This window comes from Azospirillum brasilense, assembly GCF_003349955.1.
Taxonomy (GTDB): Bacteria; Pseudomonadota; Alphaproteobacteria; order Azospirillales; family Azospirillaceae; genus Azospirillum; species Azospirillum brasilense_B.
This window is the reverse complement of the sequence record NZ_QLKQ01000066.1, coordinates 25,943-43,745: the sequence shown is the minus strand read 5'-3', so window position 1 is coordinate 43,745 and position 17,803 is coordinate 25,943. Positions and strand designations below refer to the sequence as shown.

The window sequence follows — 17,803 nt, the reverse complement described above, 5'->3', positions numbered from 1 at the left end:
GCCATGCCCCCCGCCATGCCCCGCGCCACCCGCTTCATTCCCTTCATCATCGCCTGCGCCCTGTTCATGGAGAATCTGGACGCGACGGTGATCGCCACGGCGCTGCCGGAGATCGCGCGGTCGATGGGCGAGGACCCGCTGCGCCTCAGCCTCGCCATGACCTCCTACATGCTGGCGCTGGCGGTGTTCCTGCCGGTCAGCGGCTGGATGGCCGACCGCTACGGCACGCGGACGGTCTTCGCGGCGGCCATCGGGGTGTTCACCGTCGGCTCGATCCTCTGCGGCCAGGCGGACGGGCTGTACGAGCTGGTGGGCGCGCGCATCGTCCAGGGGCTGGGCGGGGCGATGATGGTGCCGGTCGGGCGGCTGATCCTTCTGAAGACGGTGCCCAAGGAAAAGCTGGTCGCCGCCATGGCCCAGATGACCCTGCCGGCGCTGATCGGCCCGGCGCTGGGGCCGCTGGTCGGCGGCTTCATCGCCACCTACGCCTCCTGGCGCTGGATCTTCTACATCAACGTGCCGATCGGGCTGATCGGGATCGCGCTGGTGCTGACCCTGATCCCCAACGTGCGCGAGACCGAGCGCGACCCCTTCGACGGCCGCGGCTTCGTGCTGAGCGCGCTGGCCCTGGCCGCGCTGATGTTCGGGCTGGAGAATGTCGGGCGCGGGGTGCTGCCGCCCGCCGCGGTCGCCGGGGTGCTGGGGCTGGGCTTCGCCGCCGCGTGGCTCTATCTGCGCCACGCCCGCGGGATGGAGCGGCCGGTGCTCGACCCCTCGCTGCTGCGGCTGCCGACCTATTTCGCCTCGGTCATGGGCGGCACGCTGTTCCGCATCGGCATCGGCGCCGTGCCCTTCCTGATGCCGCTGATGCTCCAGGTCGGCTTCGGGCGCACGCCCTTCGAGTCCGGGGCGCTGACCTTCGCCGGGGCCGCTGGTGCGCTGACCATGAAGGCGCTGGCCGGTCCGATCCTGCGCCGGCTGGGCTTCCGCCGGGTGCTGACCGCCAACGCGCTGCTCAGCGGCCTGATCCTGGCGAGCTACGCCGCCTTCCGGCCCGAGACGGCGCACTGGGTCATCCTGGGTGCGCTGCTGATGGGCGGCTTCTTCCGCTCGCTGCAGTTCACCGGCCTGAACAGCCTGGCCTACGCCGAAGTGCCCAAGGAATGCCTGAGCCGCGCCAACACGCTGGCCAGCGTGATGCAGCAGGTCTCGCTCAGCCTGGGCGTCGCGGTCGGGGCGACGGTGCTGCACCTGACGCAGAGCGTCACCGGCAGCCCCGGCGCGACGCTGACGCCCACCGACTTCGTGCCGGCCTTCGTCACGGTCGGCGGGATGGCCTGCGTGTCGGCCCTGTTCTTCCTGCGGCTGCCGCCCGACGCCGGTGCCGAGATCAGCGGCCACCGCGCCCGCGCGCGGGCCAAGGAACCGCCGCGCGCCCTTGAAGCGGCCGACTGAGCCGCGCCCCCCTTCCCGCCCAAAAGGACGGCCCGAGGGGATTGACCCGCCGCCGCCAGGGAAACGCGCCCATCCCGAGTCCCCCGCTCCCGTGCCCTTTTTCGATTATCTTCCGAGAAAATCCGGCGTGAAAAAGCCGTCCTTCGGTTGCGGGAAAAGCCGAATTCCCACAATGCGGGATAAACAAATGTGCGCTCTTCGCAGCACAAAGGAAAATTCTTACCAAGCTTGGCTCTTTTCCGTGCGTTCCGCCTTTGGTTGGGGGTGCGTTCGCCGCGCGTTCCCGGTATAAATGAGCATGGCGGCTATGCGCCGTCTTCAGAATGAACGGGAGGCTCCCCGCCAGGGCGCGGGCAGCAAGACAGGCATGATGGACTGGGACAAGCTTCGGGTCTTCCACGCCGTGGCCGAGGCTGGAAGTTTCACGCACGCCGGCGAGACGCTGAATCTCAGCCAGTCGGCGGTCAGCCGCCAGATCAGCGCGCTGGAGGAGAGCCTGGGTGTGCCGCTGTTTCACCGGCACGCGCGCGGCCTGATCCTGACCGAGCAGGGCGAGCTTCTGCACCGCACCGCCCGCGATGTCTTCGCCAAGCTGTCGATGACCGAGGCGATGCTGACCGAAAGCCGGGAGCATCCGAAGGGGCCGCTGCGCGTCACCACCACGGTGGCCTTCGGCTCGACCTGGCTGACGCCGCGCGTCAACGAGTTCCTGTCGATCTACCCGGACATCCAGCTCACCCTGCTGATCGACGACAACGAGCTGGATCTGGCGATGCGCGAGGCGGACATCGCCATCCGCATGAACACGCCGCGCCAGCCCGACCTGATCCAGCGCCACCTGATGTCGGTGCATTTCCACCTCTACGCCCATCAGGAGTATCTGAAGAAGCGCGGCGCCCCGAAGATCCCCGCCGATCTGGACGGGCACGACATCGTCGCCTACCCGCCGGACGTCCGTGCGCCCATCGCCAACGTCAACTGGATCAACGAGGTGGGCGACCCGGCGCCGGGTGTGCGCAAGCCGATCCTGCAGGTCAACAGCATCTACGCCATGTACCGCGCCGTGGAGAGCGGCCTGGGCATCGCCGCCCTGCCCGATTTCCTGGTGGACGGCAGCAAGGAGCTGACGCGCGTCCTGCCGGACGTGGACGGCCCCAAGGTCGACGCCTACTTCGTCTACGCCGAGGAGCTGCGCCATTCCAAGCGCATCGCGGTGTTCCGCGACTTCCTGGTGAAGAAGGTGGCGGAGTCGGCCTTCTGACCCAGCCCAGTCGTTGTGCAGGCAAGGCGTTTGCCTGTTTTTGATGCAAAGGCGCCCGTCCAGCCATGTCGGGCGCCTTTCTTTTTGTACGGATTGTACCGAAACCCATCCCGCATCTTTGCAATCCGGTTGCCGTTTTCCACGCGAGGCCACCCACTCTTCGGCACCATACGCTCCCGGATGTCGATTTTTCATTCGATTTCAAATACTTGCAAGCTATGCGGTTCTCGCATGGCCGAATTGGATATTTGGGGATGGAATCCTTTGGGCAGAATGGTCAAATCTTGGGCGTTGGATGTTGCGTCGCAGCATCCGGCGTTTCGTCCCGGAAGTCCGCTTCCGGGGTTGGGTCCTCGGACCCAGCGTCTCCCAGACGTGAAGCCTCCCTGTTCAACTCGCCGCTAGCCCAATGGGTTAGCGGCAGTTTTTTTGTCCGGGGGCTTTGTTGTCCGGGCGCGGCCGGCGCGTCATCGGGCGTCGGGAAGCCGGGCGCCCTCGCGCGCGTAGATCTGGCGCGGCGCGCAATATTCATCGAGTTGCACCACCACGGCTCCGGGTTGGCTGTTCAAGCCCACCCACGCGTCGTAGCCGACGATGTCGCCCGGTATGTTGCGGTACAGACCGTAGGCCAGATAGCGGACGTCGGACACCGGGATCCGCACCCCGGCGAGGGAGGACGCCACGGCCCCGTTGCAGCGGTTCGGGCTCAGCCGATCCAGGGCGCTCACCGCGCCGGGTTCGGGGGCGGCCTGTGGCGGCGGACTCAGCCCGGCGCAGGCGCCCGTGAGGACCACCGACGCCATGGCGCCACCCCGCAAAATCTTGCGGAGGCTCCCCGCCGCCCCGAACGTTCCATCCCTCATCGAACCATTCTCCCGCACGCCGTTCCCCTCGTTCCCTCGGGTCAACAGGCGGGAGGAGATGCCGTGCCGGGGCCTCAGCCCGCGGCCGATCCGATCCGCCTCAATCCACCACTTTGATGCCCTTGGGGCGGTTCGTCTCGGTCGGCAGATGATCGGCGGACAGGACACGCTGGTAGGTGCCGTTGGTCTGCACCATCACCCGCTGGCCGGGACCGAAGATCGGCTCGTTGGTCCCCTGCTCCTGAACGATGGTGATCGTGCGGCCAGTGGCCAGAGTCACCACATACTCGATCCCGGTGCGGTCCGAGATCGCCTGTTCGGCCACGGCGCCGGCCACGGCGCCCACCAGGGCACCGCCCAGGATCGCCGCCACGTTGCCGGAGCCCTTGCCGACGTTGGACATCGCCAGCCCGCCGGCAGCGCCGCCGACCAGCCCCCCGGCCCCCGTGTTCTGACCCTGGATATCCACCGGACGGGTCGCCATCACGGTGCCGAACTCGACCGAGGTCGCGTGGCCGACGTCGCGGTAGCTGTAGCGGTTCTGGCTCTGGCTGGCGCAGGCGCCGAGCGACAGGACCGCCATCCCCAGGACGACCGCGGACAGGCCGCGCTTCGTGGCCCGCCGAACATCCGTTTCTTGATTGGAAAAGAGCATCGCACCCTCACGCACGCACTGCGCGGCGCTCAAAACCAAGCGCCACCACGGCGAGCATGGCCGGGCAACGGGATGATGTCCATGCGAGAATGCGTCGCTGCGATGCCGATGACGGGAAGTCCGTCCTTTCCCGTCGGACTCGCCCCACGCGGATGGGCCTCACACGGCCCGGCCTCAAGCAGACCGGGCCGTCACCAGCCCCGGCCCGCGGACCAGCCGCCGTAGAACTGCACGCCCGGCCCCGGATAGGGGCGCGGCCCCCAATCGTTCCGCCAGCCGCGGTGATGGTGATGACGGGGCGGCGGCCCCCAGTAAGGCGGCGGGGCGACCACGATGGGCGGCGGCGGGCGGTAGCCCGGCACGACGATCACCCGGCTTCCCGGCGGCGGCACGATCACCGAAGGCCCGCCGTAGGGAGGACCGCCATACCAGGACCCGCGGTCGCGCGGGCCGTGCGCGTCCGCGGCCGTTGGCAGAACGGCCAGCGCCAGCGCCCCGGCGATGCCCAGCACCGCAACGCGGGCCGCCGGACGAAACACCGCGGCAACGCCCGAAGGACGCATGCGGTGGAGAAACGTGGAAATCAGCGCGCTCATGCCGGCCTTCCTTCGCAGGTCCGGCGGCGCCCGTCGACTGAAGCCCATCGACCGAACCCATCGGCCAAAGTCCGGCGCCGCCACACTGGGATGAACAGGCGGCACCGCCGGACTATTCCCGGACGACCGGATGGCCTCAATGACTCATCAGGACCGGCACCGTCATGTGCTCCAGCATGTAACGGGTCATGCCGCCCAGCACCTGTTCGCGCAGCCGCGACCGCCCATAAGCCCCCATGACCAGCAGATCGCAGGATTCGTCGGCGACCGTGTTCAGCAGCGTGTCGCCCGGATCGATCTGGTCGGTCACGATGTGGGTGGCCTCCACCCGGCAGCCATGGCGCGACAGATGCTTGGCGATGTCGGCGCCCGGCTCGTCGCCGATGCCGGCGGGACCGGCCTTGGGGTTGACGGCCATCACCACCACGCGCTTGGCGGCGGTCAGGATGGGCATGGCGTCGCCCACCGCGCGGGCCGCCTCGCGACTGCCGTTCCAGGCGACCAGCACCCGCTCCCCGATGTGGGGGAAGCTGCCGGCGTAGGGCACGACCAGCAGCGGGCGCCCGCATTCGAACACCAGATCCTGCGGCAGCGCGATCGGACGGTCACGGTCGCGGTGCGGGTCGGCCTGCCCGACCACCAGCACGTCGGCGTAGCGCCCGTGCAGCGCCGCGCTGTCCGTCGGATGCCCATAGAGCACCCGCCATTCCGAGCGGTCGGTCAGGCCGTTGCGGCGCACCGCGTCGGCGAAGAGGGCCTCGGCCCTGGCGGTCTGATTCTCGGTGTAGCCGCGCTGCATGGCCCGCACCTCGTCCGGCAGCTCGGCCTCCACATAGCCCGGCAGGGTCAGCGGGACGACGGGGTAAAGGCCGGTGATGTGGCCGTCGGTGCGCGCGGCCAGTTGGGCGGCGGCATCGATTCGCGCCGCTGCGGCGTCGGTGTCGTCGACGACCACCAGCAGATCCTTGAGTGCCATGGCGATTCTCCCTCGCTCGCGCGGGTGGGCGATCGTGATGCACCACCTCTTCTCGCGCATTGGGCGAAATTATAGCCCGGCGCGGCCGGTTCTGACGACGGTCAGAATGGGGAACGCTGACATGCCGCATCCGCGCGACCGTCCGATCCGGTCGCCGGCCTACGATTCGACCGCCGATGGCCTGCGCGAGGCCGGCAACCTGCCGTGGTCCGACGCGGATCGGCACGCGACCCGCCGGCCCCGCACCCCGCCGATGCCACAAATCCAATCAACATCCATCAAAACATCAACCGTGATTTGCACGAATACCCGAGTATGATGGTTGGCCCGGTCGTTCGACAATTATAGTGGGGCGATGCTTTCCACCATCTTCGGCGGCTTTGGTTTTGACGGGCGGGCATTCTTTCGCGTAAGTGTTGATCGTGGTTTTCCCAACGGTGTCTCGACCATTCCCGCCCATGAAGCCGGACCCTCATCTCGCCTCGCTTGCCTCAGCCCTGTCCGGCACCGTTTCCGGGGCTCCGGCGCTCGACACCCTGCGGCAACTTCTCGACGTCATGCCGGCGATGGTCGGCCTGCTCGACACGCAGCGGCGGCACCTCTACGCCAACCAGGCGTATCTGGACTATATGGGCCGCACGCTGGACGCCCTCGTCGGGACCACGGTGGGCGACATCCTCGGACCGGAAACGCTGCGCAACAACAGCGCCGCGGTTGAACGCGCGCTCGACGGCGAGACGGTGCAGGTGGAGGGCTGGCTTCCCCGCTCCGGCGGCGGCAACGACTATGTGATGCGGGTGCACGCGCCCTACCGCGACCCCGACGGCTCCATCGCCGGCTATTTCGTCATCATGCAGAACATGACGGAGCGGCGGCGCACCCAGGACGACCTCTTCCGGCTGGCCTATTACGACCCGGTGACCGGACTGGCGAACCGGCTGCTGCTGGTCAAGCACATGGCCGATTTCCACGCGATGGGGGAACCCTTCACGGTGGTGATCGTGGATTTCGACCGCTTCGTCGACGTGCGCACCAGCCTGGGCCAGGGATTCGCCAACGAGATCCTGACCGACGTCGCGACGCGGCTGAGCGTGCGCGCCGGCTCGGTCGACCTGATCGCCCGCATCAGCGACCACGCCTTCGCGCTGCTGATCGGCGGCACGCAGGACCCGCTGGCGGTGGAGGAGCGGCTGTCCACCATCGCGTCGCTGGTCCGCTCGGCCAAGACGGCGTCGGGCGCCTCGGTCTTCCTGTCGGCCAGCATCGGCGTCGCCGCCTCCTGCGACACCCACACCCGGCCCGAGGACGTGCTGCGCGACGCGGAGATCGCCACCGGCCGCGCCCGCGAACAGGGCGGCGGGCGCCACGCCTGGTTCGACCCGGCCATGCACGCCCGCGTCGTCGAGCAGGTGCGGCTGGAGCACGACCTGCGCCGCGCCCTGGAGCGCGGCGAGGAGCTGTGGGTGGCCTACCAGCCGATCGTCGAGATGGTCACCGGCGGGCTGGCCGGGTTCGAGGCGCTGGTGCGCTGGAACCATCCGGAGCGCGGCAACATCCCCCCCGGCGTCTTCATTCCGATCGCCGAGAGCACCGGCCTGATCGTCACGCTGGGCGCCTGGGTGCTGCGCGAGGCGTGCCGGCAGATCGCCGAATGGCAGGACCAGCGCCTGCCCGGCTCCGCCAACCTGTTCATGAGCATCAACCTGTCCACCCGCCAGCTGAACGACCCCGACATGGTCGCTCTGGTGCGCGAGGTGCTGCGCGAGACCGGGGCCGAGCCGTCCTGGATCAAGCTGGAGATCACCGAAAGCGCGGTCATGGAAAAGGCCGAGCAGTCGATCCGTCTGCTGCAGACCCTGCGCGGGCTGGGCATCAAGATGTCCATCGACGATTTCGGCACCGGCTATTCGTCGCTGTCCTACCTGCACAAGCTGCCCATCGACAGCCTGAAGGTGGACCGTTCCTTCGTCATGGCCATGCACCAGTCGGAGGAGAACCGCGCCATCGTCCGCATCATCATGGATCTGGCGCGGCTTCTCGGCTTCGACGTCATCGCCGAGGGCATCGAGACGAGCGCCGACGCCAACCTGCTGCGCGCGCTCGCCTGCGACTATGGGCAGGGCTACCATTTCGCCCGCCCAATGCCCGCCGCCGACGCCGACCGGCTGGTCGGCGCGGAGCATTTGCCCTGGCAGGTGCCGCGCTGAGCGGCATCCCCCTTTGTTTGCTCAATAGTAAGGCTCGCCGAGCCCTTCGGCCTCGAACGCCGCCTGGACCGCGGGACGGTCCAGCACGCGGGCGAGGTAGGGGCCGAGGTTGGGCAGGCGGCGCGCCGGGGTGCCCATGAATCGGGTCCAGCGGGCCAGCGTGAACAGGTAGGGATCGACGGCGCTGTAATCGCCGCCGAGGAACCACGCCTTGCTCCCCAATTCGCGGTCGAGCAGCGTGAAACGCTCCAGCAGCCGCGCCTCGGCCATGGCCTTGACCGAGGCCTGCGCCTCCGCCCCTTCGGCGTGACGCTCCGGGTAGAAATAGACCAGCATGTCGGCCTGGACGGTGTTGGTCAGGAAGACCAGCCACTGGTAGAAACGCGCGCGCTCCGCCGTGCCGGGCGCGGGGGCCAGCCCGGCGGCCGGGTGCGAATCGGCCAGATGCAGGCAGATCGCCGCCGCTTCGAACAGCACGAGATCGCCGTCGACCAGAGTCGGCACCCGTCCGTTGGGGTTCAGCCGCAGATAGTCCGGCGCCTTGTGCGCGGCGGTGGCGCGGTCCAGCAGGACCATGTCAAAGGGCAGACCGATCTCGCGCAGCAGGATGTGCGGCGCCATCGACGCGCTGCTCGGCATTCCATACAAAGTGATCATCGTTCCCCGTCTCTTCCGAATCTCCGGAGCCTGCGCAACGGGCCCGGGCGCCATGCAGGATGGGAATGCCCGCCCCACCCCCCGATTCTCCGGCTTTGTCAGGAGGGCCAACCATGCCTATGATCGGGAGCGCCGTTTAACATTTTCAACAGCGGCGAACCAGCATCGGCAACGACCGACTCCGGCAGCGAACACAGGGATAGAGATCATGACCGAACAGGGCGTCGCGGCGACTGATAATTTTGGCGCTGGAAACTCCGCCGCCAGCCGTGACAAGGCGTATTTCCTTCACCCCTACACGAACCTGCACGCGCACGAGACCCAAGGTCCGCTGATCATCGAGCGGGGGGAGGGCGTGCGAGTCTTCGACGACAGCGGCAAGGAATACATCGAGGGTCTGGCCAGCCTGTGGTGCGTGTCGCTGGGCTGGGGTGAGGAGCGCCTGGTCGAGGCCGCCACCCGCCAGATGCGCAAGCTGCCGACCTACCACGTCTTCGGCCACAAGAGCCACGAGCCGGGCATCGATCTGGCCGAGCGGCTGATCAAGCTGGCTCCGGTGCCGATGTCCAAGGTGTTCTTCGCCAACTCCGGGTCGGAGGCGAACGACACCGCCGTCAAGCTGGTCTGGTACTACAACAACGCGCTGGGCCGTCCGGAGAAGAAGAAGATCCTGTCGCGCGTGAAGGCCTATCACGGCGTCACCGTGGCGACCGCCAGCCTGACCGGCCTGGTGAACAACCACCGCGATTTCGATCTGCCGATCGCCCGCATCCAGCACACCGACTGCCCGCACCACTACCGCTTCGCCGAGCCGGGCGAGAGCGAGGAGGATTTCGCGACCCGTCTTGCGGAAAGCCTGGAGGCGCTGATCCTGGCCGAGGGGCCGGACACCATCGCCGCCCTGTTCGCGGAGCCGGTGATGGGCGCCGGCGGCGTCATCGTGCCGCCCGCGACCTACTTCGCGAAGATCCAGCCGATCCTGAAGAAGTACGACATCCTCCTGGTCGCCGACGAGGTGATCTGCGGCTTCGGGCGGACCGGGAATTTCTGGGGCAGCCAGACCATGGGCATGCAGCCGGACATCATTACCTGCGCCAAGCAGCTGTCCTCCGGCTATCTGCCGATCTCCGCGGTGATGGTGTCGGACGCGGTCTACCGGGCCTGCGTGGACGAGAGCAAGAAGATCGGCACCTTCGGCCACGGCTACACCTATTCCGCCCACCCGGTGGCGGCGGCGGTGGCGATCGAGACGCTGAAGATCTACGAGGAGCGGGATCTGGTCGGCCATGTCCGCGCCGTCGCCCCGCTGTTCCAGCGCCGGCTGAAGGCCCTGGCCGACCACCCGCTGGTCGGCGAGGCGCGCGGCGTCGGGCTGATCGGCGCCCTCGAACTGGTCGCCGACAAGGAGACCAAGACCCCGTTCGATCCGGTGGGCCGGGCCGGCGCCGTGGTGAACGGGCTGAGCCAGGAAAACGGCCTGATCATCCGCGCCATGGGCGACAGCGTGGCGGTCTGCCCGCCGCTGGTCATCGGCGAGGCGGACATCAACCTGATGTTCGACCGCCTGACCATCGCGCTGGACGCCGCGATCCCCGTCCTGCGCGGGTAAGGGGACTATGGAGTGGCGCTCTACAGAGCGCCACTTACCCATTTCGCAACGTGGGAGAACCAGTTGGTCACGTCAACGGGCATGATCAGCGCGACAATGTAACCAACGAACGCAGACAGAAGGTTGATCAGCAAGCCGACAAAAACCGATTTAAAACCAAAGCGGCGCTCCTGTGCAGCAACCAACTGCTGACATTGGCCGATCGCTTTCTGGTGATCCTCGAATGAAATGATTATTTTCTCGAAGCAGAAGACCGCGTTCACGTATCTCGAAACGATTTCCGAGTTGGTCCGCGCATCTTCCCCAAGGGCGCTATCAGCGATTTTCGCTGCTTCGGCAGCGCGCAACGCCGCCTGTCGATCGGACAGAACACCCGAGTAGAAGGTGCCGTGATCCACCAGTTCCAGAACGTTCTTGCCATACGCAAGAATCTGCTCGTCAATGTGTATGCGGTTCCTGACGCAGAAAAATTTGCAGATGTCGAGCACCGCGCGCTGGATGTGCCCTTCCATCTTGCGCAGATGGCCCTGTTCCTCGGACGAAAAGATGTCCCGGCCCTGCGCGGCGGTCACATGCCTGAAAAAATGATCGAGCGCGTTGCGGTACTCGTTCCAAACCTGAAGTGGCAGTTGCCCGAAGCGCGCCTCGAAGACGGCGACAAGATACCGGGAGACGTAATAAAGCCGGATCGACTGTTCCAACGCCTTTGGGACAGCCTGGGCCACCTCATCCGCGTTACAAAGAAGTTCACTGGCCGAGCGAATACGATCAGTTGCACTCATATCGCCCTGCGGCCAAATTCATTACGAGATACCGAAGAAAAACTTCCTGAAGTTGTGTTTTCGGGCAAAAAAAATCAACGTTCCCAGAACTTCAGAAAACGCGTCATCTTCTGACGGCGCTCTTTGCGTTCGATTCGCTCAATTTCACGATCGATATCAACAGCCTGGCCGAGCAGAACGCTGCCTTGTGGGGGAACAGCGTCGCTGAGGAAAACAGGCAATTCCGTGACAGAGCGTCCCTTCAGGAAGGTGGCCTCAATATCCTTAAGGTCCGTGTTCCAAAACCGGCGACCGGCCTCCGTCCCACTCATACCACCCCCCAAACGAGAATCGCCACCCCGACCCCAACCTCAGGCGGGCGTCGTAATGGCCTACGCAAGAAAAAGCAAGCCTGAACTCGCCATCCACAGGCGTTCTCAGGCAACGGGAGCCCGCAGAGGAAGGCCAAGCCCGTGCATCATGCTCCCCCAACACTCCATAGTCGTCAAGAGTGTAAACAGTATGTAGCTGTTCTGGCCAAAATATCCGCCAGATATCGGTCAACCGACCGTCTGACGGAATCCTTGTGCATAAGCGAGGAGGATACCATCGCTGTGTTCGACCGCTTGCCCGCGATGCTGGACGCCGCGATCCCCGTGCTGCGCGGGTAACGGCTGGTTCCGCGACGATAGCGCCGCAACGACGAAGGGCCGCCCCGCTATCCGGCGCGGGCGGCCCATTTCATGCCGCAACGGCGCTCAGGAACGGGCGATGCTCATGAGCGGGCGGTGTTGATGACGTGCGACGAGACCGGAACGCCCGCCGCCGCCGCGTCGCGGATCAGCGCGTCAGCGGTCGGCCAGACCATCCGGCCGTTCAGCTGCACCAGCGTGTCCTCGTGGACGGCCATGTAGCCGCCGACGCTCGCCATGTAGATCAGCCGCGCCAGACGCGCCGCCGACGGCGCGGCCTCGGCCTCAAACTTGGCCTCAAACTTGGCCGGCAGCATCTCTGGGGCACGGGTCGCCCCGTCGAAACGGGCCGGCGACGGCACGGCGGGACGACGTGGCACGGACGGCGCCGGGGAAACCGCGGCGGCGGAAGCCGGGCGGAAGGGGATGACCCTGCTTCCGCCGGGAGCGATGGCGCCACGGCCCAGTTCCGGACCAGACACCCGCCGGCCTCGCGCGCTGTCGAAGGTCAGAACGGCATTCATGGCACAACACTCCTCATCAACGGCTTGAATGAATGCTCTCACTTTCCCTTATTCGCGTCCATACGACGTTGTTCGTAAAAGAACACGACAAAGGTATTCGGCGCAATCGGGCAGGAATATCAGAGGAATTTGCTGTCCGGCATAGCTTGGGAACATTCACGATCACTTGAAATCATCAATGAAAGGCCAGCGCGAAAGGGAGTTTCCCGGCAACGGCAACGGTGTGACGGGCGCCGGACATGAATCGCCCCCGCGCGGCCGATCATCCATAGGTCGAATGGTCCCGCGGCGCCGGATCGGCGACAATTGGCTCCCCACAGGGCAGACCTTTTGACCTCGGTCAATGCCGGGTGGCAACGCGGCAACGATCATGCCATCTTCCTAACGTGCTAGGCCCGGTGGCTGGACCGCCCGGACTGCACCCGCCCCTTCGGATGAATGCGAACGGAACGCGCGATGGATTACGAGAGCTTTTTCCGCACCCAGATCGCCAGCCTGAAACAGGATGGCCGCTACCGGGTCTTCGCCAACCTCGAACGGCAAGCGGGGAACTTTCCGAAAGCCACCTTCCGCGACGCCGCCGGGAAAGAGCGGGAGGTCACCGTCTGGTGCTCCAACGACTATCTGGGCATGGGCCAGAATCCGGTCGTCCTGCAGGCGATGCACGACGCCATCGACGGCGTGGGCGCGGGCGCCGGCGGCACGCGCAACATCTCGGGCACCAACATCTATCATGTGCTGCTGGAGCGCGAGCTGGCCGACCTTCACCAGAAGGAGGCGGCGCTGCTCTTCACCTCCGGCTACGTGTCCAACGACGCGACGCTGGGGACGCTGGGCAAGCTGCTGCCGAACTGCGTGATCCTGTCGGACGCGCTGAACCACAATTCGATGATCACCGGCATCCGCAACAGCGGCGCCGAGAAGCACATCTTCCGCCACAACGACCCCAAGCACCTGGACGAGCTGCTGTCGCAGATCGCCCCGGACCGCCCCAAGGTCGTGGCCTTCGAGAGCGTCTATTCCATGGACGGCGACGTCGCCCCGATCCATGACCTGTGCGACGTCGCCGACAAGCACGGCGCCATGACCTATCTGGACGAGGTGCACGCGGTCGGCATGTACGGCCCGCGCGGCGGCGGTGTGGCGGAGCGCGACGGCGCCATGGACCGGCTGACCATCATCGAGGGCACGCTGGGCAAGGCCTTCGGCGTGCAGGGCGGCTACATCACCGGCTCCACCGCGCTGGTCGACTGCATCCGCAGCTTCGCCGCCGGCTTCATCTTCTCCACCTCCCTGTCGCCGGTCCTGGCCGCCGGGGCTCTGGCCAGCATCCGTTATCTGAAGCAGAGCCAGACGGAGCGCGACCAGCACCAGGAGCGCGCGGCGACCCTGAAGCGGCTGATGGCCGAGGCCGGCCTGCCGGTGATGCCGTCGGCCAGCCACATCGTCCCGGTGATGGTCGGCGACGCTCACCGCTGCAAGCGCGCCTCGGACGAGCTGATGGAGCGGCACGACATCTACGTCCAGCCGATCAACTACCCGACCGTGCCGCGCGGCGGCGAGCGCCTGCGCTTCACCCCCACCCCGCTGCACAGCGACGCCGAGATGGCGCGTCTCGTCGACGCCCTACTCGACGTGTGGAGCCGCCTGGACCTGCGTCTGGCGGCGTGAAGCCCCGCCCCCTCCCGCGCGCGGGAGGGGATTCGGCGGTCTCCCGGCGATAAAGGCATCGGCGCTCTGGACTTGTGGGCCGGAGCGCCTTACCTTTAGACGTTGCTGAGAACGTTTCGCAACGTTCGGTCCGCAACCGTCAACGCCACCGCCCAGGGGTTCGCCATGTACCGTGACAACTCGCTGATGCCGAAGGAGGCCGTGCGCCTCGCCGTCCTGGGCACGCTGATCCAGAACGGGCCGCAGCGTTACGCCGAACTGGCGGGCGCTCTCCGCCATTTCCTCGACCGCATCGTCGGCCCGTCGCTCGACCTCATGGGCACCTCGCTGGAGATGCTGCGCTACGAGGGGCTGATCGAGGCGCTGGACGGCACCGGCATGGAGGACAACGCCCTGCTCGGCGCCACCGACGCCGGACGGACGGAGTTCGACACGCTGATGCGCGCCAACGTGCGCGCGCCCTCGGCGGACGGGCTGAACAAGCTGGTCATCGCGCTGAAGCTGCGCTTCCTGCACCTGTTGGACGTCGAGTCGCAGCGCGACCAGATCGACCACCTCGCCTCCCTGTGCGAGACGGAGCTGGCCCGGCTGGGCGACCTGAAGCGGGCGAGTGCGGGGACCGACGGCCATTTCGCCGAATGGCTGGAGCACGACATCGCCCAGGCCGAAGAACGGCTGGCCTGGTTCAACAATCTCCTGTCCCGGTTGTGATCGGCGCGGCGTTTTAGCCGCGTTTCATGCGGGAGTTTGTTTCGCGTTAGGGTTCTGGTGTAACTTTCGGGGCATAATGCCTAACCCGAAAGCATAGTCAGGACCCCCGCCATGGCTTCCAACCTGTCGCCCGACGATCTTGAAGACCGCCTGCGCGTCGAATTCATGGACGACGCCCGCGACCGGTTGGAGGTGATGAACGCCGCCCTGGAAGGCGTGGCCAAGGGCACGCGGGAGGAAACCGCGGTCATCGGCGTCCTCCGTCTGGAAGCCCACAATTTCAAGGGCATGGGCACCAGCTTCGGCTACCCCACCGTCAGCCTCGTCGCGCACCGCCTGGAGGAATACCTGTCCGGGCTGAAGCGGCTGGAGGCGCGCGAGCTGAACGACGCGCAGGTCTTCGTGGACCGCATCGCCGAGCTGGTGGATCGCGCCGAGCAGCCGCAGGTTGCGGAGACGAACCGGATCATCCGCGCCCTGCCGGTGCGCTACCAGTTCGAGATCACCGACATCCAGATCAGCAACGTCGAGATCATGCTGGTCACCCCGTCCAAGGTCGTCGCCAAGAAGTTGGGCGGGGAACTGGCGGCCTGCGGCTTCCGCACCGTGACGGTCAGCGACCCCATCGAGTCGATCAGCCTTGCCGTGCGCGTCCCGCCGGACATGCTGATCGCGTCGATGGTGATGGACGGCCTATCCGGCCTGGACCTGATCCGCGGCCTGCGCGCGATGAGTGTCACCCACAACGTGCCGATGGCGCTGCTGACCTCGATGAGCCTGGACAACCCGGCCCTCAAGGAAATCCCGCACGGCGTCTCGGTCATCCGCGTCGGCGAGCATTTCGGTGACGACTTCGCGGCGGTGGTGGCGAAGCATAACCTCGGCTGAGGTGGATGAACGCCGTTGCGGGCAAAAGGACTTCACGGATTTCGCGGATTTGAAGCACGGATTACACGGATTTTTCTTTGATCTTGCTCAGCAGAAGCGTCTCGAAAAGTCCTTGCCGAGCAAGCATCAGAAAAAAATCCGTGTAATCCGTGAGAAGATCCGCGAAATCCGTGTGAATCTTGTGTCCCCAACGCACCTTTCCCAACGGGCAGCCACCCGCATCAATACAGGTGCTGCCCGCCGGTGATGAACATCTCCGTCCCGGTGACGTAGCCCGAGTCGGGGCCGCACAGGTAGAAGACCACCGCCGCCACGTCCTCCGGCGTCCCCATGCGCTTCAGCGGGATGCGCGGGATCAGCACGTCGTATTCCGGCCCGGTCATGGCGGTCTCGATCTCGCCCGGCGCCACGGCGTTGACGCGCACGCCGATCTCGGCGAACTCCACGGCCATCTCGCGGGTCAGTCCGGACAGCGCCGCCTTGGAGGTCGAATAGGCCGACCCCGCGAAGGGGTGCACCGAATGGCCGGCGATCGAGGTCACGTTGACGATCGCCCCCTTCGCCCGTGACAACGGCGCCGCGAAGCCGCGGGCCAGGACCAGCGGGGCGAAGAAGTTCAGCTCGAACACCCGGTGCCAGCCTTCGATGGCCCCGTTCAGGCAGCCGAGACGCTCCTTGATCGGCGTCTTGGGCGAGATGCCGGCGTTGTTGATCAACGCGTGCAGCGGTCCGCCGTCCAGCGCCCGGTTGGCCTCCTCCAGGAAGCGGGCGCGGCTGTCCGGATCGGACAGGTCCGTCGGGATGTGGTGGGTCCAGTTCGGATCGCGCCGGCAATGGTCCGGCACCTCCTCGCGGGAACAGGAGATGACCCGCCAGCCCTCGGCGCTGAAGCGCTGCACGGTGGCGTGGCCGATGCCCCGGCTTGCGCCGGTCAGAATGACGGTTTTACGGTGCGGCATGATGTCCGAAGATACCCCGCTTCGCCGCACCGCGCCAGCGCGGCCGTTGCCGGTTGTGCCGGGCGCTGTTGACGGGCGCCCTGCACCGCCCAACCTTCAGCCTGGGTCCAACCGTTTCACCATGTCCAGGAGGACCGCCGACGTGCTCCCCCGTTTGATGGCTGTCCTTCTCCTCTCCGGCCTCCTCTCCGGCGGCCTGCTGGCCGGCCCGGCCCAGGCGCAGGCCAACACGGCCTGCGTGCCGCCCGGCGGCTGGGCCGACGCCGCCGCCCGCCCGCTGAACGCCGCCGACCTGCTGCGCCGCGCCGCCGCCTCCCCGGCCGTGCTGCTGGGGGAGCGGCACGACGACGCCGACCACCACCGCTGGCAGCTTCACAGCCTGGCGGCGCTGCACGCGCTGAATCCCGATCTGGCGGTCGGCATGGAGATGTTCCCGCGCAGCGTCCAGCCGGTCCTCGACCGCTGGAGCGCCGGGCAACTGACCGAGGCGGAATTGCTGCGCGAGACCAACTGGCCGAAGGTCTGGGGCTACGACGCCCGCTTCTACCTGCCGATCCTGCATTTCGCCCGCATGAACCGGTTGCCGGTGGTCGCGCTGAACGTCGACCGCGGGCTGGTCAGCCGCACCGCGCGCGAGGGCTGGGCCGCCGTGCCCGCCAGTGAACGGGAAGGCGTGGGCAACCCGGCCCCTCCCCCCGCCTCCTACACCGAGCGGCTGCGTCAGGTGATGGCCGCCCATGGGCCGGGCGAGCGCCGCTCCGGCAGTTTCGAGCGATTCGTCGAGGCGCAATCGGTCTGGGACCGCGCCATGGCCGAGCGGATCGCCGAGACCCACCGCCAGACCAACCGCACCGTCGTCGCCATCCTCGGCCAGGGGCACATCGAAGGCCGCGACGGCGTCCCCCACCAGCTGGCCGATCTGGGCATCCGGAACAGCGTCGTCCTGCTGCCCTGGGACGAGGACCGCCCCTGCGCCGAGCTGGACGGGCGGATCGCCGACGCGGTCTACGGGCTGGGCGCGAGCGAGGCGCCGGCCGAGACGCCGCGCCCCCGGCTGGGCGTGATGCTGGAACCGGGACCGGAGGGTGTGCGCGTGCGCTCCGTCACCGAGGGCAGCGTCGCCGCCGCCGCCGGCCTGACGGCGGGCGACCTCGTGGTCGCGGCGGCGGGGTCCCCGGTGCGCGAGGCCTCCGACCTGACGACGGTGGTGCAGCGCCAGGCCCCCGGCACATGGCTGCCGCTGACCGTGAAGCGCGAGCAGGGCACGGCGGAGCTGGTGGCAAAGTTCCCCGCCACACCGGTGGTGGAGTGAGTGCCG

At 67.1% G+C, this 17,803-nt stretch carries 18 protein-coding genes; 9 read left to right on the top strand and 9 right to left on the bottom strand.

The window, feature by feature from the left end; translation table 11 throughout:
• The first annotated feature begins 3 nt into the window (after positions 1 to 3).
• Both DXK32_RS24170 and DXK32_RS24165 read left to right on the top strand, forming a co-directional pair.
• Positions 4 to 1,455 (top strand): DHA2 family efflux MFS transporter permease subunit, encoded by a 1,452-nt coding sequence (locus tag DXK32_RS24170; protein ID WP_247877317.1) that lies wholly within the window; start codon positions 4 to 6, stop codon positions 1,453 to 1,455.
• A 370-nt stretch (positions 1,456 to 1,825) separates the two neighbouring features.
• On the top strand, positions 1,826 to 2,716 hold the full coding sequence (locus DXK32_RS24165) for a LysR family transcriptional regulator (RefSeq protein WP_035675533.1): 891 nt from the start codon (positions 1,826 to 1,828) through the stop codon (positions 2,714 to 2,716).
• Positions 2,717 to 3,183: 467 nt separating this feature from the next.
• Here the strand turns inward: DXK32_RS24165 and DXK32_RS24160 are convergent, their stop codons facing one another.
• The 4 genes from DXK32_RS24160 to DXK32_RS24145 form a co-directional block, all read right to left on the bottom strand.
• Positions 3,184 to 3,579 (bottom strand): hypothetical protein, encoded by a 396-nt coding sequence (locus DXK32_RS24160; RefSeq protein WP_247877316.1) that lies wholly within the window; start codon positions 3,577 to 3,579, stop codon positions 3,184 to 3,186.
• Between the two features lie 100 nt (positions 3,580 to 3,679).
• Entirely contained in the window at positions 3,680 to 4,234 is a 555-nt protein-coding gene (locus DXK32_RS24155; protein WP_247877315.1) for a hypothetical protein, read from the bottom strand.
• A 191-nt stretch (positions 4,235 to 4,425) separates the two neighbouring features.
• Positions 4,426 to 4,830 carry a hypothetical protein gene (locus DXK32_RS24150; protein WP_114860825.1) on the bottom strand — a complete coding sequence of 135 codons (405 nt, stop codon included), beginning with the start codon at positions 4,828 to 4,830 and terminating at the stop codon, positions 4,426 to 4,428.
• 136 nt (positions 4,831 to 4,966) lie between these two features.
• A complete protein-coding gene (locus DXK32_RS24145; protein WP_114860824.1) occupies positions 4,967 to 5,806 on the bottom strand; it encodes a universal stress protein in 840 nt (279 codons plus the stop codon).
• A 121-nt stretch (positions 5,807 to 5,927) separates the two neighbouring features.
• Between DXK32_RS24145 and DXK32_RS32350 the strand changes: the two genes are divergently transcribed.
• Positions 5,928 to 6,125 carry a hypothetical protein gene (locus tag DXK32_RS32350; protein ID WP_162801333.1) on the top strand — a complete coding sequence of 66 codons (198 nt, stop codon included), beginning with the start codon at positions 5,928 to 5,930 and terminating at the stop codon, positions 6,123 to 6,125.
• A gap of 139 nt (positions 6,126 to 6,264) precedes the next feature.
• Positions 6,265 to 8,013, top strand: coding sequence for a putative bifunctional diguanylate cyclase/phosphodiesterase (locus tag DXK32_RS24140; protein WP_114860823.1), 1,749 nt, complete (start codon positions 6,265 to 6,267; stop codon positions 8,011 to 8,013).
• A 21-nt stretch (positions 8,014 to 8,034) separates the two neighbouring features.
• Here the strand turns inward: DXK32_RS24140 and DXK32_RS24135 are convergent, their stop codons facing one another.
• A complete protein-coding gene (locus tag DXK32_RS24135) occupies positions 8,035 to 8,670 on the bottom strand; it encodes a glutathione S-transferase family protein (protein WP_114860822.1) in 636 nt (211 codons plus the stop codon).
• Positions 8,671 to 8,878: 208 nt separating this feature from the next.
• Between DXK32_RS24135 and DXK32_RS24130 the strand changes: the two genes are divergently transcribed.
• Positions 8,879 to 10,279 carry an aspartate aminotransferase family protein gene (locus DXK32_RS24130; protein WP_114860821.1) on the top strand — a complete coding sequence of 467 codons (1,401 nt, stop codon included), beginning with the start codon at positions 8,879 to 8,881 and terminating at the stop codon, positions 10,277 to 10,279.
• Between the two features lie 20 nt (positions 10,280 to 10,299).
• Here DXK32_RS24130 and DXK32_RS24125 read toward each other — a convergent pair whose 3' ends face one another.
• The 3 genes from DXK32_RS24125 to DXK32_RS32345 all read right to left on the bottom strand — a co-directional run bounded on the left by DXK32_RS24125 (position 10,300) and on the right by DXK32_RS32345 (position 12,256).
• Positions 10,300 to 11,061 (bottom strand): hypothetical protein, encoded by a 762-nt coding sequence (locus DXK32_RS24125; protein WP_162801332.1) that lies wholly within the window; start codon positions 11,059 to 11,061, stop codon positions 10,300 to 10,302.
• A 74-nt stretch (positions 11,062 to 11,135) separates the two neighbouring features.
• Entirely contained in the window at positions 11,136 to 11,372 is a 237-nt protein-coding gene (locus tag DXK32_RS24120; RefSeq protein WP_114860819.1) for a hypothetical protein, read from the bottom strand.
• 443 nt (positions 11,373 to 11,815) lie between these two features.
• On the bottom strand, positions 11,816 to 12,256 hold the full coding sequence (locus DXK32_RS32345) for a hypothetical protein (RefSeq protein WP_162801331.1): 441 nt from the start codon (positions 12,254 to 12,256) through the stop codon (positions 11,816 to 11,818).
• A 456-nt stretch (positions 12,257 to 12,712) separates the two neighbouring features.
• Between DXK32_RS32345 and hemA the strand changes: the two genes are divergently transcribed.
• From hemA to DXK32_RS24100, 3 genes are all read left to right on the top strand, one after another.
• On the top strand, positions 12,713 to 13,927 hold the full coding sequence (gene hemA / locus DXK32_RS24110) for a 5-aminolevulinate synthase (RefSeq protein WP_114860817.1): 1,215 nt from the start codon (positions 12,713 to 12,715) through the stop codon (positions 13,925 to 13,927).
• 165 nt (positions 13,928 to 14,092) lie between these two features.
• Positions 14,093 to 14,638 carry a hypothetical protein gene (locus DXK32_RS24105; protein WP_114860816.1) on the top strand — a complete coding sequence of 182 codons (546 nt, stop codon included), beginning with the start codon at positions 14,093 to 14,095 and terminating at the stop codon, positions 14,636 to 14,638.
• A gap of 111 nt (positions 14,639 to 14,749) precedes the next feature.
• Positions 14,750 to 15,526, top strand: coding sequence for an Hpt domain-containing protein (locus DXK32_RS24100; protein ID WP_114860815.1), 777 nt, complete (start codon positions 14,750 to 14,752; stop codon positions 15,524 to 15,526).
• A 221-nt stretch (positions 15,527 to 15,747) separates the two neighbouring features.
• Here DXK32_RS24100 and DXK32_RS24095 read toward each other — a convergent pair whose 3' ends face one another.
• Positions 15,748 to 16,485, bottom strand: coding sequence for an SDR family NAD(P)-dependent oxidoreductase (locus DXK32_RS24095; RefSeq protein ID WP_059399062.1), 738 nt, complete (start codon positions 16,483 to 16,485; stop codon positions 15,748 to 15,750).
• Between the two features lie 157 nt (positions 16,486 to 16,642).
• Here DXK32_RS24095 and DXK32_RS24090 point away from each other — a divergent pair, with 157 nt between their 5' ends.
• The gene (locus DXK32_RS24090) at positions 16,643 to 17,797 is read left to right on the top strand and encodes a ChaN family lipoprotein (RefSeq protein WP_247877314.1); all 1,155 of its coding nucleotides are present in this window, start codon (positions 16,643 to 16,645) and stop codon (positions 17,795 to 17,797) included.
• Positions 17,798 to 17,803 lie beyond the last annotated feature (6 nt).

Bases quoted from the DNA above. Each gene is read 5' to 3' on its own strand.
- DXK32_RS24145 (WP_114860824.1), bottom strand. From the start codon at position 5,806: ATGGCACTCAAGGATCTGCTGGTGGTCGTCGACGACACCGACGCCGCA.
- DXK32_RS24160 (WP_247877316.1), bottom strand. From the start codon at position 3,579: ATGAGGGATGGAACGTTCGGGGCGGCGGGGAGCCTCCGCAAGATTTTG.
- DXK32_RS24100 (WP_114860815.1), top strand. From the start codon at position 14,750: ATGGCTTCCAACCTGTCGCCCGACGATCTTGAAGACCGCCTGCGCGTC.
- DXK32_RS24150 (WP_114860825.1), bottom strand. From the start codon at position 4,830: ATGAGCGCGCTGATTTCCACGTTTCTCCACCGCATGCGTCCTTCGGGC.
- DXK32_RS24105 (WP_114860816.1), top strand. From the start codon at position 14,093: ATGTACCGTGACAACTCGCTGATGCCGAAGGAGGCCGTGCGCCTCGCC.
- hemA (WP_114860817.1), top strand. From the start codon at position 12,713: ATGGATTACGAGAGCTTTTTCCGCACCCAGATCGCCAGCCTGAAACAG.
- DXK32_RS24135 (WP_114860822.1), bottom strand. From the start codon at position 8,670: ATGATCACTTTGTATGGAATGCCGAGCAGCGCGTCGATGGCGCCGCAC.
- DXK32_RS32350 (WP_162801333.1), top strand. From the start codon at position 5,928: ATGCCGCATCCGCGCGACCGTCCGATCCGGTCGCCGGCCTACGATTCG.
- DXK32_RS24120 (WP_114860819.1), bottom strand. From the start codon at position 11,372: ATGAGTGGGACGGAGGCCGGTCGCCGGTTTTGGAACACGGACCTTAAG.
- DXK32_RS24125 (WP_162801332.1), bottom strand. From the start codon at position 11,061: ATGAGTGCAACTGATCGTATTCGCTCGGCCAGTGAACTTCTTTGTAAC.
- DXK32_RS24095 (WP_059399062.1), bottom strand. From the start codon at position 16,485: ATGCCGCACCGTAAAACCGTCATTCTGACCGGCGCAAGCCGGGGCATC.
- DXK32_RS24165 (WP_035675533.1), top strand. From the start codon at position 1,826: ATGGACTGGGACAAGCTTCGGGTCTTCCACGCCGTGGCCGAGGCTGGA.
- DXK32_RS24170 (WP_247877317.1), top strand. From the start codon at position 4: ATGCCCCCCGCCATGCCCCGCGCCACCCGCTTCATTCCCTTCATCATC.
- DXK32_RS32345 (WP_162801331.1), bottom strand. From the start codon at position 12,256: ATGAATGCCGTTCTGACCTTCGACAGCGCGCGAGGCCGGCGGGTGTCT.
- DXK32_RS24130 (WP_114860821.1), top strand. From the start codon at position 8,879: ATGACCGAACAGGGCGTCGCGGCGACTGATAATTTTGGCGCTGGAAAC.
- DXK32_RS24090 (WP_247877314.1), top strand. From the start codon at position 16,643: ATGGCTGTCCTTCTCCTCTCCGGCCTCCTCTCCGGCGGCCTGCTGGCC.
- DXK32_RS24155 (WP_247877315.1), bottom strand. From the start codon at position 4,234: ATGCTCTTTTCCAATCAAGAAACGGATGTTCGGCGGGCCACGAAGCGC.
- DXK32_RS24140 (WP_114860823.1), top strand. From the start codon at position 6,265: ATGAAGCCGGACCCTCATCTCGCCTCGCTTGCCTCAGCCCTGTCCGGC.